The sequence below is a fragment of the Streptococcus entericus DSM 14446 genome, assembly GCF_000380025.1.
GTDB lineage: Bacteria > Bacillota > Bacilli > Lactobacillales > Streptococcaceae > Streptococcus > Streptococcus entericus.
Window position 1 is genome coordinate 21,207 of the sequence record NZ_KB904157.1, and the last position, 18,096, is coordinate 39,302.

20 protein-coding genes are annotated in these 18,096 nt (G+C 45.7%); 19 read left to right on the top strand and 1 reads right to left on the bottom strand.

Features of this window, described 5'->3' with window-relative positions:
- Positions 1-62 precede the first annotated feature (62 nt).
- From A3GW_RS0102845 to A3GW_RS0102920, 16 genes are all read left to right on the top strand, one after another.
- Positions 63-1,349 carry a DUF1576 domain-containing protein gene (locus tag A3GW_RS0102845; RefSeq protein WP_018367814.1) on the top strand — a complete coding sequence of 429 codons (1,287 nt, stop codon included), beginning with the start codon at positions 63-65 and terminating at the stop codon, positions 1,347-1,349.
- Between the two features lie 13 nt (positions 1,350-1,362).
- Positions 1,363-1,680, top strand: coding sequence for a hypothetical protein (locus A3GW_RS10720; protein WP_149036255.1), 318 nt, complete (start codon positions 1,363-1,365; stop codon positions 1,678-1,680).
- Positions 1,681-1,755: 75 nt separating this feature from the next.
- A complete protein-coding gene (ispE, locus tag A3GW_RS0102855) occupies positions 1,756-2,607 on the top strand; it encodes a 4-(cytidine 5'-diphospho)-2-C-methyl-D-erythritol kinase (RefSeq protein ID WP_018367816.1) in 852 nt (283 codons plus the stop codon).
- A 155-nt stretch (positions 2,608-2,762) separates the two neighbouring features.
- Positions 2,763-3,503 carry a response regulator transcription factor gene (locus tag A3GW_RS0102860; protein ID WP_018367817.1) on the top strand — a complete coding sequence of 247 codons (741 nt, stop codon included), beginning with the start codon at positions 2,763-2,765 and terminating at the stop codon, positions 3,501-3,503.
- On the top strand, positions 3,496-4,839 hold the full coding sequence (locus tag A3GW_RS0102865) for a sensor histidine kinase (RefSeq protein WP_018367818.1): 1,344 nt from the start codon (positions 3,496-3,498) through the stop codon (positions 4,837-4,839). Before A3GW_RS0102860 ends, A3GW_RS0102865 begins: the two co-directional genes overlap by 8 nt.
- A 134-nt stretch (positions 4,840-4,973) precedes the next feature.
- Complete coding sequence (locus A3GW_RS0102870) at positions 4,974-5,714, top strand: ABC transporter permease (protein WP_018367819.1); 741 nt, start codon at positions 4,974-4,976, stop codon at positions 5,712-5,714.
- 19 nt (positions 5,715-5,733) lie between these two features.
- Positions 5,734-6,609: an ABC transporter ATP-binding protein gene (locus A3GW_RS0102875; RefSeq protein WP_018367820.1), complete on the top strand. Its 876-nt coding sequence runs from the start codon at positions 5,734-5,736 to the stop codon at positions 6,607-6,609.
- A gap of 1 nt (position 6,610) precedes the next feature.
- Complete coding sequence (locus A3GW_RS0102880) at positions 6,611-7,384, top strand: hypothetical protein (protein WP_018367821.1); 774 nt, start codon at positions 6,611-6,613, stop codon at positions 7,382-7,384.
- A gap of 657 nt (positions 7,385-8,041) precedes the next feature.
- Positions 8,042-8,491, top strand: a complete 450-nt coding sequence (locus tag A3GW_RS0102885; RefSeq protein ID WP_018367822.1) for a zinc-dependent MarR family transcriptional regulator — start codon at positions 8,042-8,044, stop codon at positions 8,489-8,491.
- On the top strand, positions 8,488-9,192 hold the full coding sequence (locus A3GW_RS0102890; protein WP_018367823.1) for a metal ABC transporter ATP-binding protein: 705 nt from the start codon (positions 8,488-8,490) through the stop codon (positions 9,190-9,192). Before A3GW_RS0102885 ends, A3GW_RS0102890 begins: the two co-directional genes overlap by 4 nt.
- Entirely contained in the window at positions 9,182-9,997 is an 816-nt protein-coding gene (locus tag A3GW_RS0102895) for a metal ABC transporter permease (RefSeq protein WP_018367824.1), read from the top strand. Before A3GW_RS0102890 ends, A3GW_RS0102895 begins: the two co-directional genes overlap by 11 nt.
- A gap of 128 nt (positions 9,998-10,125) precedes the next feature.
- Positions 10,126-11,151, top strand: a complete 1,026-nt coding sequence (locus tag A3GW_RS0102900; RefSeq protein WP_018367825.1) for a branched-chain amino acid aminotransferase — start codon at positions 10,126-10,128, stop codon at positions 11,149-11,151.
- 104 nt (positions 11,152-11,255) lie between these two features.
- Positions 11,256-12,344: a PTS sugar transporter subunit IIC gene (locus tag A3GW_RS0102905; protein ID WP_018367826.1), complete on the top strand. Its 1,089-nt coding sequence runs from the start codon at positions 11,256-11,258 to the stop codon at positions 12,342-12,344.
- A gap of 114 nt (positions 12,345-12,458) precedes the next feature.
- Positions 12,459-12,959 (top strand): beta-class carbonic anhydrase, encoded by a 501-nt coding sequence (locus A3GW_RS0102910; RefSeq protein ID WP_018367827.1) that lies wholly within the window; start codon positions 12,459-12,461, stop codon positions 12,957-12,959.
- A gap of 97 nt (positions 12,960-13,056) precedes the next feature.
- Positions 13,057-13,977, top strand: a complete 921-nt coding sequence (locus A3GW_RS0102915; RefSeq protein ID WP_018367828.1) for a 2-dehydropantoate 2-reductase — start codon at positions 13,057-13,059, stop codon at positions 13,975-13,977.
- On the top strand, positions 13,974-14,306 hold the full coding sequence (locus A3GW_RS0102920; protein WP_018367829.1) for a putative quinol monooxygenase: 333 nt from the start codon (positions 13,974-13,976) through the stop codon (positions 14,304-14,306). Before A3GW_RS0102915 ends, A3GW_RS0102920 begins: the two co-directional genes overlap by 4 nt.
- A gap of 83 nt (positions 14,307-14,389) precedes the next feature.
- Here the strand turns inward: A3GW_RS0102920 and tyrS are convergent, their stop codons facing one another.
- The gene (gene tyrS / locus A3GW_RS0102925) at positions 14,390-15,646 is read right to left on the bottom strand and encodes a tyrosine--tRNA ligase (RefSeq protein ID WP_018367830.1); all 1,257 of its coding nucleotides are present in this window, start codon (positions 15,644-15,646) and stop codon (positions 14,390-14,392) included.
- Positions 15,647-16,094: 448 nt separating this feature from the next.
- Here tyrS and rimP point away from each other — a divergent pair, with 448 nt between their 5' ends.
- Genes rimP through rnpM form a run of 3 tightly spaced genes read left to right on the top strand, consistent with a single transcriptional unit; the run spans position 16,095 to position 18,096 of the window.
- Positions 16,095-16,571 (top strand): ribosome maturation factor RimP, encoded by a 477-nt coding sequence (gene rimP / locus A3GW_RS0102935; RefSeq protein WP_026216558.1) that lies wholly within the window; start codon positions 16,095-16,097, stop codon positions 16,569-16,571.
- Positions 16,572-16,620: 49 nt separating this feature from the next.
- A complete protein-coding gene (gene nusA, locus A3GW_RS0102940; protein ID WP_018367833.1) occupies positions 16,621-17,784 on the top strand; it encodes a transcription termination factor NusA in 1,164 nt (387 codons plus the stop codon).
- Between the two features lie 15 nt (positions 17,785-17,799).
- Positions 17,800-18,096: an RNase P modulator RnpM gene (rnpM, locus tag A3GW_RS0102945; protein WP_018367834.1), complete on the top strand. Its 297-nt coding sequence runs from the start codon at positions 17,800-17,802 to the stop codon at positions 18,094-18,096.

The window sequence follows — 18,096 nt, forward strand, 5'->3', positions numbered from 1 at the left end:
ACAATCGTTTTCAAGCTGATTATTTTATGATAAAATAAAGGAAAGTGATTAAAGGAGAGGTTATGACAGAAAAAAAGCAGCACATTGAGCGTAAGCGTGCGATACTCGTTTTAGGGATTCTAACCTTCGCTTACGCTCTTCTCATGCCTGATAGCGGTCAACTGTGGCAGGGATTATTGGCTATTTTAACTAATCCAACGCAACTCATGACTGATTTTTTTGCGGTCGGTGGACTTTCGGCTACTTTTGCCAATGTCGCAGGGCATTTTTTCCTAGCGCATTATCTGATGAGCCGTAATGAACGTTCCAATGTCAATGGTTTGCAGATTGGTGCTGTTGGCATTTTTGCAGGACATGCTTTTTTTGGCACCAACCTACTGAATGTTCTTCCCCTGATTGGCGGGATGGTGCTATATGCTAAATTTACCAAACAATCCTTTAAACTCTATACGACCGTTAGTTTGTTTGCAACCTCGATGGCACCCGTCGTCTCTTACTTGGCCTTTCAAAACGGTCTCTCTTTTGAGTCTGCTTGTATTGCCTTGGCTGTTGGTCTGATACTTGGTTTTATGGCACCTGCATTGGCTGAAGAGTTTTTGAAATTTCACCATGGGTTGACCTTATATAACTACGGTTTTACAACAGGGTTGATGACCATGTTTTTGGTCTTGCTGTTTCCCTATTTTCAGTTACCAGTTGAAACACGTGTGTTAATCAGCGATGGTTACCATACCTACATACTAGGTTATTGGCTATTGATTATTGGGTTTTTACTGGTGTTTTTGCTTCGCTATTTGTTAAAAGCTGCCGCAGGCTATTCTGCTCTGATAAAAAGTACAGGGCGGGTTCCAGATGATTTTGTGACAAAGTTTGGACTTTACCCGACACTGCTTAACATGTGCCTGACCAGTAGCTTATTTTTAGGTTGCCTGCTAGTTTTCGGTGTCAGGCTCAATGGTCCTATTTTAGGCGGACTTTTGACGATATTGGGGTTTAGTGCCTTTGGGAAACACCCTCTAAACGCTCTGCCTGTTGGCTTAGGGGTCGTTTTGGCCAGTGTCTTGCTCAACCAGCCCTTAAACGAGATACGCTTTGCCCTCCCCTTTCTTTTTGGCACAGGATTAAGTCCGATTGCTGGATTTTATGGCTGGTTTTACGGGCTGGTCGCTGGTTTTCTTCACTACAATTTATCATCAACGGTTTTGGCTTTGCATCAAGGGCTGAGTTTATACAATAATGGATTTTCAACAGGTTTTGTCGCTGCGGTATTAGCGCCTTTGATTGATACCCTGCAAGACCATAAAACACTCTGGCTAAAGGATAAAGGACATGTTAACGGAAAAAAATAAATGCACACGAATCATGAAAGAAATTGTCAGTTACTTTTTAGACAATGACCTCAATGATTTCAAGATGGAATTTAGTTTTACAGAAGGTGTGTTTAGGCTCTACCTTGAAGCAGAGACCACAGTCGAGCCTGTGAGTTTTAAGAAATTGGTTTCAGACCTCAATACGGAACGTCAACTGGAAGTTGATGAGTATTACAATGCCTTGCTGGGAAGCAATTGCCACAACCATGAGCATGATTATACCTTTTTAGGCAAGGCTATCGACCGAGCGGAAGGTCAGTTTGAAAATGGTCGTTTGTCGCTCTTGATTTGGCGGTTTGAAGAACATTGACACGTCTAAATAACCTGATTAGCATTTCAGGTTTCTGCGTGCAACATAAACAGGAGATGGTGAAAAGAGAAACCCATGACAATCATTGAAAAAGCACCGGCTAAGATAAATTTAGGCTTAGATATTTGCGGCAAATGTGATGACGGTTATCATGAACTGGAGATGATTATGTTAAGTGTTGACCTCAATGACTATGTGACCGTCACAGAGCGATCAGATCATCAGGTTGTCATGACATCAAACAGTCACCGCATGCCCCACAATGCCAAAAACGATGTGGTAAAGGCTGCAGAGCTCATCAGATCCCGCTACGGCATTAAACAAGGCGTTACTATCGACTTAGAAAAGCGCATCCCGATCTGTGCAGGTCTAGGTGGCGGGTCAAGCGATGCCGCAGCCACCTTACGCGCTCTTGATAAGCTCTGGCAATTAAACCTTAGTAAACAAGAGTTAATTGAGCTGGGGTTTGCTATTGGTAGTGATGTGCCTTATTGTTTAGAGGCAGGCTGCGCTTACATCGCAGGTAAGGGAGAAGTGGTTGAACCCTTATCTGCCAGTCTGTCCTCTTGGGTAGTCTTGGTCAAACCTGACTTTGGAGTTTCTACACGGAAGATTTTCAAGGAGATTGACGTTGATAGCATCACACGGGTAGATATCGCAGGGTTAAAAAAAGCTATGCTGACGAGTGATTATGACGCCATGCTGTCTTGTATGGGAAATTCGCTGGAAGACATTACCATCATGAAGCGTCCCTTTATCCAAACCATAAAAGACCGCATGTTAGCTGCTGGAGCAGACATCGCCTTGATGTCAGGCTCTGGACCGACAGTTTTTGCCCTATGTCCGACCGCTAAGCGAGCGGACCGAGTTTACAACGCTATGAAAGGCTTTTGTAAAGAGGTCTACAAGGTAAGGACGTTGAGCTAGTTTTTTCATCTGGTAAAGAGGCGCTAGCCTCTTTTAATGTTTACTGAACTATCTCTAGCGAACGCTACACAAACTTAAGACAGTTTGTTGCTCCGTCTAGTATATCGGGTTTATTTATGATAAAATAAAAAGACTTTCTTGACAATGGAGTGCTTATGTTGAATATTTTTAGTCTAGAAGACGACCTTTTTCAGCAAGGCCGACTGGAACGAGCTGTGGCGGCCTGTGTTCAGTCTGGCCAAATCCGGTACCGACATTTTGAAACCTTTGGTAAACCAGACCAGTTGTTAGCAGCCATCAAGGAAACAGGCAACCACCAGGTCTTCTTTTTGGATATCGAGATTCGTGGGGAGGAACAAAAAGGGATGGAAGTGGCACGGGCAATCCGCCAGCGGGACCCGCATGCCATAATTGTTTTTGTGACCACTCATTCTGAGTTTATGCCGGTGACCTACCGCTATCGGGTGTCTGCCCTGGACTTTATTGACAAGGCTCTGCCTGCGGCCGACTATGAGGAGGCCATCGCATCTGTCCTGGAACACGCCCAGGCCAATGTCAGCCGAACCGTGTCTGATGATGCCTTTGTCATCAAGAATGACTATGCCCATGTCCAGGTGCCTTTCGCGGATATCCTCTATTTTGAGACCTCATCGACCGTCCATAAGGTTATCCTCACTACCAAGACGGGTTCCCTGGAGTTTTACGGCAAGGTCTCGGAAATCGCCAAGCTGGACGACCGCCTCTACCAATGTCACCGGGCCTTTGTGGTCAATCCAGCCAACGTTACCAAGCTGGACCGGGCCAGCCAGACCGTGCATTTTGAAACAGGCGATAGCTGCCTAGTGTCACGTTTGAAAACCAAAGGTTTGATTGAGAGGTTGGAGCAACATGGCTAATTTTCCTCTTTTTGCACTGATAATCTTCTGTCTGGACTGGTTGATTAAGGTCTATGTCTTTCGCAAGATCAGTAACCTAACCGTCAGCTGGCAGGCTATTGGCTTACTCTTGCTGGGTGTGTCAGCTATCTACCTACTTAGTCCTCGGATAAGTCTGCTCTTAGAGCCACTCTATCTGCTGGTCTGGATTTTCCTGCTTTTAAAGCCCTCCTGGAAAACCAGTCAGATTCTCTATTACGGTCTTCTCCCCTTTGTCCTGGTTGAGCTCTGCCTGCGGATCATGGGGGCCTACCAGGCCAAGTACCTCCTGCTCATTGAAACACCGATTTATCCTGAAGGCTTCTGGTTTACAGCCCTGGCCTATGGCTTGCTTTTTGGCCTCTATCTTTTGTTCATGGCGGTCATGGTAGTTGATTTCAAGGTGGTCAGCCAGATGTTTTACCACCGTCAGTTTACCCGCTTGCTCGGGGTTTTGATTGCAGGGCTCTTGACCTATTCGGTCATTCTCCACCCCCTCTTGGTTCTATCAGGTCAGCAGCAGGAGGCGGTTCTGACTTACCAATCAGCTGGTTTTGAGGCTTCTGTTGATCTGATTTTGGCCTACCTCATCCTCTTTGTGGCTGGGGTCATCTACCTCAACTACAAATCCAAGGACCTGCTGGCTCAAGAACTTCAGGCGGCCAAGGACAGTCAGCTGGCAGCCCTGGCCTCTTACAGCCAGCATGTCGAGTCTCTTTATGGGGAATTGCGAAGCTTCCGACACGATTATTCCAACGTTCTGGTCAGCCTCAACCTAGCCATTGCCGACAGGGATATGGACCAGGTGGAGCAGATTTACCAGGCCGTCATGGCGGATTCGGACAAACCCTTCTACCAGGGCAAGTACGATATCGCCAAACTTTCCAATCTTAAAAATGATGCCATGAAGGCCATCCTATCAGCCAAGCTCCTGGCTGCTCAGGCCCAGGGAATCGATCTGGCGGTGGAAGTGGAAGACCCGATTGGAGAACCAGCCATGGATCTCTTGGAAGTCATCCAGATCCTGTCCATCTTTTTGGATAATGCCATCGAGGCGACTCTTGAGGCGGACCAGCCCAGCTTGCTGGTCGCCTATTTCCAAGAGGGGACTCAAAAAATCCTGGTTATCGAAAATACGACCCAGGAAGAACGGGTGGAAACCAGGGATATTTTTAAGGTCGGTCAGTCCAGCAAGGGAGATGGTCGAGGGATCGGTCTGGCCAATGTCCGTACCATTCTGGCCAAGTATCCCCAGGTCAGCCTCCAAACCACCAGCTACAAGCACCGCTTCAGTCAGATCCTGACCTTCAGAGACTGAGCCTTGGTTTGAATATTGAGGGAAATCTACCATTCATGACAACATAGCGACCATTCGTGACAGTAGCTCCTGTCAGGAATGGTTTTTTTGTATACTAAAACCATCAAGAAGAAAACAAGACAAGGAGTCCTGATATGACACTTTTCTCAGCCATTTTCCAGTCTGTCTTTAAGAGACGGGACGTGAACATTCTCTTAGCTTTTAGCTTTCTGCCCCTCTTGGTGCCAGCACTGACCAGCATATCAGACACAGCCCAGGTTGATCAGGAGGCGACAAGTAGCCTGCTAGGCTTCCTAAGCTCGGTCATCGAGGTCCAGTACCAGTTTATCCTACCAGGCATCATGTTGGGCTTGATTACCGCCTCTGTTTTTCGGGATGAGATTGATTCCCGCATCCTCTTCCTTTACAAGGACATCAAGCGGTCCAAGATTTTCAATGCCAAGTTGCTCAGTATCTTTGCGGTTTATGGGATTTTCTTCCTAGCGACGGTCTTGGTGACAGTGGTGACTTACTTCATATCCATTGCACCTCAGGTGGGCTTTCGTTTCCTGCCCCAGGAGGGAGCTGCGACCAGCCTTCACTACCTCTTTGTTCTAATCGGATCGAACTTGACGCTCATTACCATCCTAGCTGCCTGCTCAATTAAGAAGAAGACCATGGTGGCGGTCATGCTGGGTATCTTCTTCAACCTCTTTAGCAATACCGCCCCCATGTGGGTGGGCATCCGCTACCTCTTTCCTAACTCTTATGCGACAACCCTAGCGCAACAATTTCCTTTAGGCTCTGCTATTGGCTTTAGCCTTATCCTAACAGCGATCTACCTGGGTCTGGCCTATGGGTCCGCCCGCCGCAACTTTGACACGATTGAATTTTAAGAAGAGAAAGTGAGAAAACATGCTAACCATCCAAAACCTATCGAAAAAATTTGCCGGAAACGACTTTTACTCCCTCAAGGACGTGAGCCTTGAGATTAAGCAAGGTGAGATTGTTGGCCTGATCGGAAAGAACGGGGCAGGTAAGTCCACCCTCATGAAACTGATGGCCAAATCCCTCAAACCAACTCAAGGGTCTATCAGCTACAAGGGTGTCGACATCAACACTGCCGACAACCTCCTGACGGACTTTGGCATCATGATTGACCCAGTTTTCTACCCAGAAATGTCAGTCATGGACAACCTCAAGTTCTACCTCAAGCTCCACGGCAAGACCCAGTACCTAGGCAATATCGAAAAGACCCTCAAGCTCCTGGAGCTTTGGGAGGCGAGAAACCGCAAGCCCAAGGGCTTCTCCTTTGGGATGAAGCAGCGGACGGCCCTGGCTATCGCCATGGTGGCTGAGCCCAACTTTCTGATTTTGGACGAGCCTTTTGTGGGCTTGGACCCTATCGGTGTGCAAAAGCTCATTGATATCCTCAAAGAGTGGTCTCAGGAACGCAACATTTCCATGCTGATTTCCAGCCACCAGTTGGGGGAGCTGGAAGCCCTCTGTCAACGTTATGTCTATATCGACAAGGGTGAGTTGGCGGATGCCTTTGAGGGGCAGGGGGCTCCAAGTGTCTTGATTGAGGTCAATAGCAGTGCAGACCGAGCAACCTTGTCTTCCTACCTGTCTGACACCGTCCGCTTAGACGGAAGTATCCTTGAAATCTCAACCAAGGCGACTGCGACAGAGCTAAATGCTGTCCTGGCCCACTTGTCCAGTCAGAACCTGATTGACCGCTTGACGGTCAAGGAAAACCAACTCAAAGAACTCTTTAGCCGAGGTGAATAAGATGCTAACTATTCTAAAACCCGTATTTGAAAGCATTTGGAAACGAAAAGAGACCAAGATTGTTATCGGTCTGGCTATCCTGACACCGACCTTTATCCTGATTTCGACCTTCTTGCCTGAGGAAGCTAATTTTTATCAACCCTCTGTAGCAGAAGGCTATGAACTCTTCTCGTTCACAGGTATGGAAGCTATGATTCATGGCTTTGCCAACTCACTGGTCTTGCCCATCCTAGCACTTTTCTACCTGACCTATACCGTCTTTCGAGGGGAGGCAGATGCCCGTACCCTCTTTCTCTACAAGGATATCAAGCGGAGTGATATTTTCTGGGCCAAGGTGGTCAGTCTAATTGGCATCATCTTTCTCTATTCTGGAGCGATTTTCTTGACCAGCTTGATTTATTACTACGCTCGTATCGGCCACATGGACTACGCCAGTTTGAATTTCTGGGCTCAGGATCCTGCTACCAATATTAATTTCTTCCAAACCTTCTTTGGTGAAAGTTTCAGTATGATTGTTTGTGTCTTCTTGGCAGCCTTTCTGTCTTTGAAAAAGGGATTGGGTCTGACCATGGCAACCTCCTTTGTTTATCTGATTGTTTTGATTGTGATTAATAATTTTGGATTTGGTTTCTTGTCGCCCCTTGGCAATCGGGATGCCCTCTATGAAGGGGGAAACTTCTTTGTCATCTTTGGTCTGTCTACCCTGGTCACCTTGATTTACAGCTTGGTTTTAGGCTACACAACCGTGAGGTACTTCGAGCGAATGGAATATTAGAGAAAGTAGTTGCCTAAAAAGAAAAATACAGGAAAAAATGTTTAATGCCGTCTTTGGGATGGGAAACTAGTTATTGCTATTGATTCAATCAGAGTTATACCTCTTGTTTCCAATCCCTTTATTCTTAAGCGTATTCGGAAAAAAGAATTTCAGAAAAACATTCCATTCCTAAGACGTTCTACTAACTGTTTAATGCTGAGATAATACTCGAATCTTGTGCTGTTGTCGCTGATGTGATACCAACTCCCTCTAATGTTTATAGGGTTCCGCTTAGTTCTCCTTAGATATAGTTTTTGTACAGGTGATGTTTTGTTATTCCTAACTTTGGGATGTAGGGCTCTTGATGGTGCCATCAAAGTATTTATTCTAGCGCATGAGAGAGACATTGGAGATGTCACCGTTGTTGACGTTGATAGTGTTGTAATGAGTTTTAAGTTTATGTGAGAAATATTTGAGATTTTGTGGGTTGTTTAGGAGAGGATTGTTTGGTGACAGTTGTTCGCATTTTTATCCTATAGTTCATTTTCTTTTTTTGCTATCTTAGCCCTTACATCTAGTGTCATGCTGTTGAACCACCTCTAGCCAGTAACCAAAAACTTGCCTCCACTCTTGAATTGTGTTAAAATTAACCAGTAAAGTGAAAGAAAGAGGTGGTTTATGACAAGACTAGCCCAGCGTTTAGACCAGTTGATTAACAAGGTTTTATTGACAGCAGAAAATCAGCATGAATTGTTGATTGGGTCCTGCCAAAGTGACGTCAGATTGACCAATACACAGGAACATATCCTGATGTTATTGGCAAAGGAACGGCTAACGAATTCTGACCTAGCCAGAGAGCTTAGCGTCAGTCAAGCAGCGGTGACCAAGGCCGTCAAGGCTCTGATTGCTGCGGGCATGCTAGAGTCAATCAAAGACCAGACAGATGGCCGTGTGACTTACTTTGAACTAACTGATTTGGCGACGCCTATTGCGGTAGAACATGAGCACCACCATGACCATACTGTTCAGGTGTATGATGAGGTATTGTCGGCTTTTTCAGCAGATGAACAGGACGTTATCGAGCGATTCTTGGAGGGATTATCTAAAGGATTGGACGGTGGTCAATGAGGTATATCACCGTTGAAAATCTAGCTTTTCAGTATGATGCCGAACCTGTTTTACAAGAAGTGTCTTACCACTTGGATAGCGGTGAATTTGTTACCCTAACAGGTGAAAATGGTGCCGCAAAATCAACCCTGATTAAGGCGACTTTGGGCATTTTAACGCCAAAATCAGGTCAGGTGACGCTTGCCAAAACAAACGTTACAGGTCAAAAACTCCGTATCGGTTATTTACCACAGCAAATTGCCAGCTTTAATGCAGGGTTTCCCAGCACGGTCTATGAGTTTGTCACCTCTGGTCGTTACCCGCGTCGAGGCTGGTTTTCACGATTGACAGACCATGACGAGGAACATATTAGGGTAAGTTTAGAATCTGTCGGCATGTGGGAGAATCGAGACAAGCGTATCGGTAGCTTGAGCGGTGGGCAAAAGCAGCGAGCTGTTATTGCACGTCTCTTTGCCTCTGATCCAGATGTTTTTGTCCTTGATGAACCAACCACAGGGATGGATGCAGGGACGACTCAGACTTTTTATGACCTCATGCACCATAATGCCAAGGAACATGGAAAAGCAGTGCTGATGATCACTCATGACCCAGACGAAGTCAAGGGCTACGCCGACAGGAACATTCATCTCGTGCGCAACCAAGACCTACCATGGCGGTGTTTTAATATCCATGATAACAAGGAGGGCGGCCATGTTCACTGATGTTTTGGCTTATGACTTTATGCAACGCGCCCTGCTAGCGGTTGTTGCCATTAGCATTTTTGCACCGATTTTGGGAATTTTTCTTATTCTCAGACGGCAAAGTCTGATGAGCGATACCCTGAGCCACGTTTCCTTGGCAGGCGTTGCCGTCGGGGTATTGCTTGGTATCAATCCAACCTGGACAACGATTGTAGTGGTAACTTTAGCTGCTATTGTCCTAGAATACCTCAGAACGGTCTACAAGCACTATATGGAAATTTCGACAGCGATTTTAATGTCCTTAGGCTTGGCGCTGTCCTTGATGATCATGAGTAAGGCTCAAGGGACTTCGGCAGTTAGTTTGGATCAATACCTGTTTGGGTCAATTATTACCATCAGTCAAGAGCAAGTCATTGCTTTGTTTGTGATTGCGCTGGCTGTTCTAATCTTGACCTTTCTCTTTATTCGTCCCATGTACCTACTGACCTTTGATGAAGATACGGCCTTCGTTGACGGATTGCCAGTTCGCTTGATGTCTATTGCCTTCAATATTTTGACGGGAGTGGCCATTGCTTTGATGATTCCAGCAGCAGGAGCGCTTTTGGTTTCAACCATCATGGTTTTACCGGCTTCAATTGCGATGCGTTTGGGTAAATCTTTTCGTTCAGTGATTATCTACGGCATCGGTATTGGCTTTGTCGGCATGGTGTCAGGCATTTTCATGTCCTATTGGTGGGAGACACCTGCTAGCGCAACGATTACCATGATTTTTATCGGTATGTTTTTGGTGACCAGTTTACTTAATCTTGTGGCCAAATCACATTGACTTCAGCCTGTTTTAGGCTGTTTTTTTGAAAATTTTTCAGAAAAAATTAAAATTTTCAGAAAAAACGCTAGACAAACCTCAAAAAATTAGGTATGATAGTAAAAACTTATCCCGAAAGGAGAGATATCATGACTGTAGAGACGATAGATTGGTCAACTTTAGGATTTGGCTATATTGATACGGGTAAAAAATTTAGAGCTTATTATAAAGACGGCAAGTGGAGCGAGGGTGCTATTGAAACGGACAAGCAGATAACGATCAGTGAGGCATCTAACGTGTTTCACTACGGTCAGACTTGTTTCGAAGGGTTGAAAGCCTATCGTACGAAAGATGGCAAGATTCAGCTGTTTCGTCCCGATGAAAATGCTAAGCGCATGAAACGTTCTGCAGAACGCTTACTCATGGAGCCTTACCCAGAAGAAGACTTTATTCGTGCTGTTCATGAAGTTGTCAAAGCCAATGCTGAATGGGTACCACCTTATGGTACAGGAGCTTCACTCTATATTCGTCCATTTTTGATGGGAATTGGAGACACTGTGGGGGTAGCACCTGCGACAGAGTACCTATTTTCTATTTTTGTGACGCCAGTTGGAGCCTATTTCAAAGGTGGTTTAGCTCCAGCTCACTTCTTGGTTAGTGACTATGACCGCGCAGCACCCAGAGGTACAGGTGCGGCTAAGGTTGCTGGAAATTACGCTGCCAGCCTCTATCCTGGAAAATTGGCCAAACAACAAGGTTACGCTGATGCCATTTATCTGGATCCGGCAACGAAAACAAAAATCGAAGAAGTCGGAGCGGCTAATTTCTTTGGGATTACCGCTGATGGGACATTTATGACGCCAAAATCGGACTCTATCTTGCCAAGTATTACCAAATACTCCTTGATGACTTTAGCTGAAGAGCGACTGGGGCTAAAGGCTGTTGAAGGCGATGTCTATATTGACAAGTTGGCTGATTTTGTCGAGGCAGGGGCGTGTGGAACTGCTGCGGTCATCACACCAATTGGTTCGATTACCATCGGTGATAAGAAACAAGTGTTTTACTCAGAAACAGAAGTTGGTCCAACGATAAAACGTCTTTACGACGAACTGACGGGTATCCAGTATGGAGACATACCAGCCCCAGACGGTTGGATTCAGACGGTTGAATACTAAATCAGATTGGCAACCTTTGCGGTTGTCAATCAAGATTTTAGTTAAATAAGTCAGAATATTTCAAACAAAAAAACATTTCGAACAACATGATTTAAGGAGTTTTTATGACAACACAACAATCAACTGCAATGCAGACAGAGACATTCAAATCCTTTGCTGCGAAAATTCTCTCAGGCACAGCAACCGCCATCATCGTCAGTCTCTTGCCAAATGCCATTCTGGCGAATCTGATTAAATATTTACCTGCAGTAGAATGGCTGACAGACCTTAACCGTATTTTGGTGATCTTCCAGTATTTTCTTCCGATTATGGCAGGGTTTCTTATTGCTGAGAATTTTAAATTGACCAGCATGCAGCAGGTGGCAGTTGGTGGTGCAGCCTATATAGGTTCTGGTGCCTGGACGTGGCGCTTCTTTGATACCGTTCAGGAATCAGGCAAAGCCTTAGAAGCAGTTGGTTTGTTTCAGCTACGCGGATTAGGTGACATTATCAATATGATGATCACAGCAACCCTAGCGGTTCTTTTGGCAAAATGGATTGGTGATCGTCTAGGCTCTTTGACTATTGTTTTGCTTCCTATAATTGTTGGAATTGGTGTTGGCTATCTGGGCTGGTTGATGTTGCCTTACGTCTCTCAGGTGACCACACTGATTGGTCAAGCAATCAATAGCTTTACCGTCCTCCAACCTGTTCTGATGAGCGTACTGATTGCGATGTCCTTTGCGGTTCTTATCGTGACCCCAATTTCAACCGTTGGGATTGGAGTGGCTATCGGTTTAACAGGCCTGTCAGCAGGAGCTGCAGCCATTGGTGTCGCTGCAACGTCAACCTACCTTGCTCTTGCAACTGCGCGTAAGAATAAAGCAGGAGTTCCAGCTGCCATTTTGCTTGGCGCGACTAAGATGATGATGCCAAATGTGGCTGCCAATCCAATCATGCTGCTCCCTATCCTGGTGACAGCTGCTGTGAGTGCTCTGTCTGTTCCTCTATTCAATGTTATTGGGACACCAGCGACCGCTGGCTTTGGTTTCATTGGTTTGATTGGACCGCTGGCTTCACTTGAGACAACAGGGATTGCGATGATGATTATCATCTGGTTTGTCATTCCATTTGCAGTAGCATATCTTTGCCATTACCTTTGCCTTAACGTTTTCAAGCTTTACTCAGATGATATTTTCATCTTTGAAAAATAAGCTATCCTTGTTAATAAGCAAGAAACCTGCTCAAGAATTGGAGCAGGTTTTTTGTCAATGTCATTTCATTTATGATATAATAGTTTGAAAATCAAACAAAAAAGGATGGTTTGTATGTCGTATTTTGACCAGTACCTCAAAGCAAACGAGGCTTACGTTGCCCTGCATGGCACGGCTCACCTGCCACTGCCTCCCAGAATGCGTGTTGCTATCTTGACTTGTATGGATTCACGTCTTCATGTGGCACAAGCTCTGGGCTTGGCGCTAGGTGATGCTCATATCCTGCGTAATGCCGGTGGTCGTGTTACCGAAGATATGATTCGTTCGTTGGCCATTTCTCAGCAACTGATGGGAACACGAGAGATTGTCGTGCTGCACCATACAGATTGCGGAGCAGAACGTTTGACAAACGAAGGCTTTGCGAAACAGCTCAATGACACATTAGGAGTTGATGTTGGGGAAATGGATTTTCTTCCCTTCTCCGACATTGTGAAGAGCGTTAAGGAGGACATTGCCAAATTAAAAGCTAGCCCTCTGATTCCGGATGACATTATCATTTCAGGAGCGATTTATGATGTGGATACTGGTAAGATGAATCCTGTTTCTTACCCCTAAAACACCGCAGTTTTTTGAAAAAATGACACGGTCTATCCTGACAGGGTGAGTAGCTCTTTTGATTTTACTATGTTATACTAGAGTGAGGAGGACAAGTATGTTAGTTTATATTGCAGGTGCGGGTGCGCTCGGTAGCCGTTTTGGAGTTGCTCTTAGCAAGGCTGGTCATGAGGTTATTCTCCTGGATAATTGGTCAGAGCATATTGAAGCTATAAAAGATAAGGGACTTATGATCACAGGTGATGTGAATGAAACGATTCAGTTGCCAATCATGAGACCAACACAAGCCACGCGAGAAGCAGATTTGGTCTTGGTCCTGACAAAGTCAACCCAGCTACGTCAAATGCTAGACGATATTCAGCCGATTATCGGTGAGCAAACGAAACTCCTCTGCCTTTTAAATGGTCTTGGTCATATTGAGACCTTACAAGAGTTTGTTAGAAAAGAGCAGATCATTATGGGAGTGACTGTTTGGACAGCAGGCTTGATAGGACCTGGTCAAGTCGAGCTACGTGGGTCAGGTTCCTTGACCATTCAGTGCTTGGCGGATACAGAGAGAACGGTAGGCGAGCAGCTGGTTGAAGTCCTCAATCAAGCTGGTTTAAACGCGACCTATACTAATGATGTTTTACATGCCATTTGGAAAAAAGCCATGATAAATGGCACAATGAATGCCACTAGTGCTCTGTTAGATGCGAACTTACATGAGCTGCTGTCTTCCTCTTCTGCGATGGGGCTAGTTAGGCAGGTGTTGTCGGAATTCATCGCTGTAGCCGCTCACTACGGCTTAAGGTTTGATCTTGAAGACACCTATCAATACATCATTGACGTCTCGACTAAGGTTGGGCATCATTATCCCTCCATGCATCAGGATTTGGTGAAAAATAAGCGGCTGACGGAAGTTGACTATCTCAATGGATTTGTGGCACAAGTGGCTGAAACAATCGGCAGCTCAGCGCCTTATTGTCGAACTATTACCCAATTAGTCCATGCAAAGGAGGACATCAATCAACGATGACACTAACTTTTTTATTAACTTATCGTGGTGAAAATGGCAGAGCTCTGGAATTTGTAGCCGCTATGGAGCAGTCTGGTTTGGCGACCACTATTCGCCAGCGATCAGGTAATCTGCGCTATGACTACTTTTCTTCCCTTAGCGATCCAGAAACAGTGCTTCTAGTTGATAGTTGGGCGGATCAAGAAGCCCTTGATGCCCACCATGCTTCTCCTCAAATGGCAGAGATCATCGCTCTCCGCGAAAAATATAACTTGCGGATGACTGCGGAACGACTAATCTCTGATGAGGCGAATTTCTCAGCACATGATCGACACTTTATTCGTGATTAGCACAAGAGGCTAGGTAAAACCGACAAATGGCATTAAAAAAGCGCATAGCATCAGGAAGTGTTATGCGCTTTTATTAGGGTTGTTTAGTAAGTCAGAACGGCATATTTTTTCTTGCCGCGGCGGATAACGGTCAGCTCGCCGTCGATTTTGTCTGTATCAGCCAGTTGGTAATCGAGGTCTTGGATGCGGTCGCCGTTGAGGTAGATGGCACCATTTTGGACATCTTCACGGGCTTGGCGTTTTGAGTTGACAATACCTGAGGTGACGAGCAGTTCTACGATGTTGGGGCTGTCATCGGCTTTAACGGTGTAGTTTGGTACGTTGCTGAGTCCTTGCTTGAGTTCTTTAGCGGAGAGTTCTTTGATGTTGCCTGCAAAGAGTTGCTCGGTAATCTTGAGGGCCTGCTGGTAGGCTTCTTCGCCGTGTACTAAGGTCACGACTTCTTTGGCTAGAACTTTCTGGGCAAGGCGCTCATGTGGTGCTGCGAGAAACTGGCTTTCCAGCTCAGCGATTTCCTCCAAAGACAGGAAGGTAAAAATCTTGAGGAAACGGATAGCGTCAGCATCCATAACATTGAGCCAGAACTGGTACATCTCGTAAGGGCTGGTCTTGTCTGCGTCCAACCAGATGGCGTTACCCTCGGACTTGCCAAATTTTTTGCCAGTGCTATCGGTGATGAGGGGAACAGTGATGACGTGTCCTGTTTTATCGCCCTTTCGGCGAAGCAATTCGGTACCTGCGGTCATGTTGCCCCACTGGTCGGAGCCGCCGATTTGTAGGGTCACATCGTAGAGGCGATTGAGCTCGTAAAAATCATATCCCTGCATGATTTGGTAGGCAAATTCGGTGTAGGAAATGCCTGTTTCAATGCGTTTTTTTACGGATTCCTTGCCCATCATGTAGTTGACGGTAAAATACTTGCCGACATCACGCAAAAAATCAATGAAGCTAATGCTGCCAAACCAGTCGTAGTTGTTGGTCATAACAGCCTTATTCTCTCCGTTTTCAAAATCAAGAAAGCGTGCGAGCTGTCCTTGGATTTTTTTCACCCAACCGTCAACGGTCTCTTTGGTTTGCAAGCTCCGCTCCGCATCCTTAAAGGACGGGTCACCGATGAGGCCAGTCGCTCCGCCAACCAGCGGATAAGGTTTGTGTCCCGCTAATTGCAGGTGACGACAGACCAAAATTGGCACCAAGTGTCCGAGGTGAAGGCTGTCGGCTGTCGGATCATAGCCCGAATAATAGGCCACAGTCCCTTCTGTTAGGGCTTTTTTGAGGGCGTCTTCGTCTGTCGTCTGAAAGACGAGGCCACGGGCTTTGAGTTCATCAAAGATATTCATGGGCTATTCTCCTTTTTTGTATTGTCTTTTCATTATAGCAAAACTCCAGTCCTGTTTGCAAGATGAGAATTGTGATTTTCACGCCAAACGCATGAAGAAACTTCGTGTCACTATTTTCTAGCGACATAAATTTTTTCAAAAAATTTTCACAACATTTACCTAGGTGCATGGGTTCATCTGCTTTTCCGCTGACATTTATAACAACATGTCATGATTAAACATATAATTTTTCATAAAAATCATTACCTGAAAGCGATGTTTTTGTCATGCGCTCGGCGGGCATGATTTTGCTGTTTAATTGGCTAAAGCTGTATCTAGTCCAGTAAATAGTGTCGTTTTAGGCTTTTTTCTTGCATCCTTGATGAATAAATGCTATAATGATAGAAAATTAATGATGAAGAAAGGAGACGGGGTGACAACTTCGTCTTCTCTTTGTTGAAAAGGAGGGATTCTTATCGCAACGATTATTGAACTGGTGGAAGCGGTGGTGGCACCTGTTATCGCTGCTCCCTATGAGCTGGTGGACATTGAGTACGAGAAGATGGGGGGCGATTATGTCCTGTCGATTTTGGTCGACAAGCCTGGCGGGATAACGGTCGATGATACAGCGGATTTGACAGAGGTCATTAGTCCCCTGCTAGATACCATCGCACCAGACCCTTTTCCAGACCAGTATTTTCTGGAGATTTCAAGCCCTGGTCTGGAGCGTCCGCTCAAGACCAAGGAAGCCTTGGCAGGAGCGGTTGGTCGCTACATTAACGTCAGTCTCTATCAGGCTATTGACAAGGTTAAGGTTTTTGAAGGCACATTGCAGAGCTTTGACAACGATGAGCTCACCCTAGACTATCTGGATAAGACCAGACGAAAAACGGTGACCATCCCTTATCAACTGGTTGCCAAAGCCAGATTAGCTGTAAAATTATAGGAAAGGATTTATTTTCAAGAAAACAACTTGTTTTTGAGAGAGACATACCATGAGCAAAGAAATGTTAGAAGCCTTCCGTATTTTGGAAGAAGAAAAGCACATCAATAAGGCAGACATCATCGAGACGGTGACGGAATCCCTCAAGTCAGCCTATCGTAGAAAGTACGGTCAGGCCGAGTCAGCTGTTGTTGAATTTAATGAAAAAACAGGGGATTTCAAGGTTTATACTGTCCGTGAAGTTGTGGACGAGGTTTTTGACAGTCGTCTAGAAATCAGCCTCAAAGACGCTCTGGCTATCAGCTCTGCCTATGAGCTGGGAGACAAGATTCGTTTTGAGGAGTCTGTCAAGGAATTTGGTCGCGTGGCGGCTCAGTCAGCTAAACAAACCATCATGGAAAAGATGCGCAAGCAATTCCGTGAGGTGACCTACAACGAGTACAAACAGCACGAAGGTGAAATCATGACAGGAACTGTTGAGCGGTTCGATAATCGTTTCATCTATGTCAACCTAGGCACCATCGAAGCTCAGCTTTCTCACCAAGACCAAATTCCAGGAGAGACCTTCAAGTCTCACGACCGCATCGAAGTCTATGTGTATAAGGTTGAAAACAATCCGCGCGGGGTTAACGTCTTTGTTAGCCGTAGCCACCCTGAGTTTATCAAGCGAATCATGGAACAGGAAATTCCTGAAGTCTTTGATGGCACGGTAGAGATCATGAGTGTGTCTCGTGAAGCTGGTGACCGTAGCAAGGTGGCGGTTCGTAGCCACAACCCTAATGTTGATGCCATCGGTACGATCGTTGGTCGTAAGGGGGCTAATATCCAAAAAGTGATTAGCAAGTTCCATCCGAAACGAATCGATGCTAAGACAGGGCTCTCTGTTCCTGTTGAAGAGAACATTGACGTGATCCAGTGGGTTGAAGACCCAGCCGAGTACATCTACAATGCCATCGCACCAGCTGAGGTGGATTATGTGATTTTTGATGAGAAAGACAGCAAGCGCGCCCTTGTCGTCGTTCCGGACAGCAAGCTATCTTTGGCGATTGGTCGTCGTGGGCAAAACGTTCGCTTGGCAGCTCACTTGACAGGTTACCGCATTGATATCAAGTCTGCGTCAGAGTATGAGGCTATGGCAGCAGAGCAAGAGGTGTTTGCTTCAGCAGAGCCAACAGAGCTTTCAGAAGGCAGTACAGAAGTGACTGCTGAAGGCTAGGTCTCAGGAGGCGTTATGGCAAAAACACGCAAAATTCCCCTACGCAAATCAGTGGTTTCTGGCGAGATTATCGACAAACGCGACCTGTTGCGTATTGTCAAAAACAAGGACGGTCAGATTTTTATTGACCCTACTGGCAAACAGAACGGTCGCGGCGCCTACATCAAGCTAGACAACGAGGAAGCTAAATTGGCCAAGAAAAAACTGGTTTTTAACCGCAGTTTTTCCATGGATGTGCCAGAGAGCTTCTACGATGAACTGATTGCTTATGTGGATCACAAAGTAAAAAGAAGAGAGTTAGGTCTTGAATAA

Excerpts from the sequence above, each read along its gene's own strand:
- A3GW_RS0102845 (WP_018367814.1), top strand. The coding sequence starts at position 63 with ATGACAGAAAAAAAGCAGCACATTGAGCGTAAGCGTGCGATACTCGTT.
- A3GW_RS10720 (WP_149036255.1), top strand. The coding sequence starts at position 1,363 with ATGAAAGAAATTGTCAGTTACTTTTTAGACAATGACCTCAATGATTTC.
- ispE (WP_018367816.1), top strand. The coding sequence starts at position 1,756 with ATGACAATCATTGAAAAAGCACCGGCTAAGATAAATTTAGGCTTAGAT.
- A3GW_RS0102860 (WP_018367817.1), top strand. The coding sequence starts at position 2,763 with ATGTTGAATATTTTTAGTCTAGAAGACGACCTTTTTCAGCAAGGCCGA.
- A3GW_RS0102865 (WP_018367818.1), top strand. The coding sequence starts at position 3,496 with ATGGCTAATTTTCCTCTTTTTGCACTGATAATCTTCTGTCTGGACTGG.
- A3GW_RS0102870 (WP_018367819.1), top strand. The coding sequence starts at position 4,974 with ATGACACTTTTCTCAGCCATTTTCCAGTCTGTCTTTAAGAGACGGGAC.
- A3GW_RS0102875 (WP_018367820.1), top strand. The coding sequence starts at position 5,734 with ATGCTAACCATCCAAAACCTATCGAAAAAATTTGCCGGAAACGACTTT.
- A3GW_RS0102880 (WP_018367821.1), top strand. The coding sequence starts at position 6,611 with ATGCTAACTATTCTAAAACCCGTATTTGAAAGCATTTGGAAACGAAAA.
- A3GW_RS0102885 (WP_018367822.1), top strand. The coding sequence starts at position 8,042 with ATGACAAGACTAGCCCAGCGTTTAGACCAGTTGATTAACAAGGTTTTA.
- A3GW_RS0102890 (WP_018367823.1), top strand. The coding sequence starts at position 8,488 with ATGAGGTATATCACCGTTGAAAATCTAGCTTTTCAGTATGATGCCGAA.
- A3GW_RS0102895 (WP_018367824.1), top strand. The coding sequence starts at position 9,182 with ATGTTCACTGATGTTTTGGCTTATGACTTTATGCAACGCGCCCTGCTA.
- A3GW_RS0102900 (WP_018367825.1), top strand. The coding sequence starts at position 10,126 with ATGACTGTAGAGACGATAGATTGGTCAACTTTAGGATTTGGCTATATT.
- A3GW_RS0102905 (WP_018367826.1), top strand. The coding sequence starts at position 11,256 with ATGACAACACAACAATCAACTGCAATGCAGACAGAGACATTCAAATCC.
- A3GW_RS0102910 (WP_018367827.1), top strand. The coding sequence starts at position 12,459 with ATGTCGTATTTTGACCAGTACCTCAAAGCAAACGAGGCTTACGTTGCC.
- A3GW_RS0102915 (WP_018367828.1), top strand. The coding sequence starts at position 13,057 with ATGTTAGTTTATATTGCAGGTGCGGGTGCGCTCGGTAGCCGTTTTGGA.
- A3GW_RS0102920 (WP_018367829.1), top strand. The coding sequence starts at position 13,974 with ATGACACTAACTTTTTTATTAACTTATCGTGGTGAAAATGGCAGAGCT.
- tyrS (WP_018367830.1), bottom strand. The coding sequence starts at position 15,646 with ATGAATATCTTTGATGAACTCAAAGCCCGTGGCCTCGTCTTTCAGACG.
- nusA (WP_018367833.1), top strand. The coding sequence starts at position 16,621 with ATGAGCAAAGAAATGTTAGAAGCCTTCCGTATTTTGGAAGAAGAAAAG.
- rnpM (WP_018367834.1), top strand. The coding sequence starts at position 17,800 with ATGGCAAAAACACGCAAAATTCCCCTACGCAAATCAGTGGTTTCTGGC.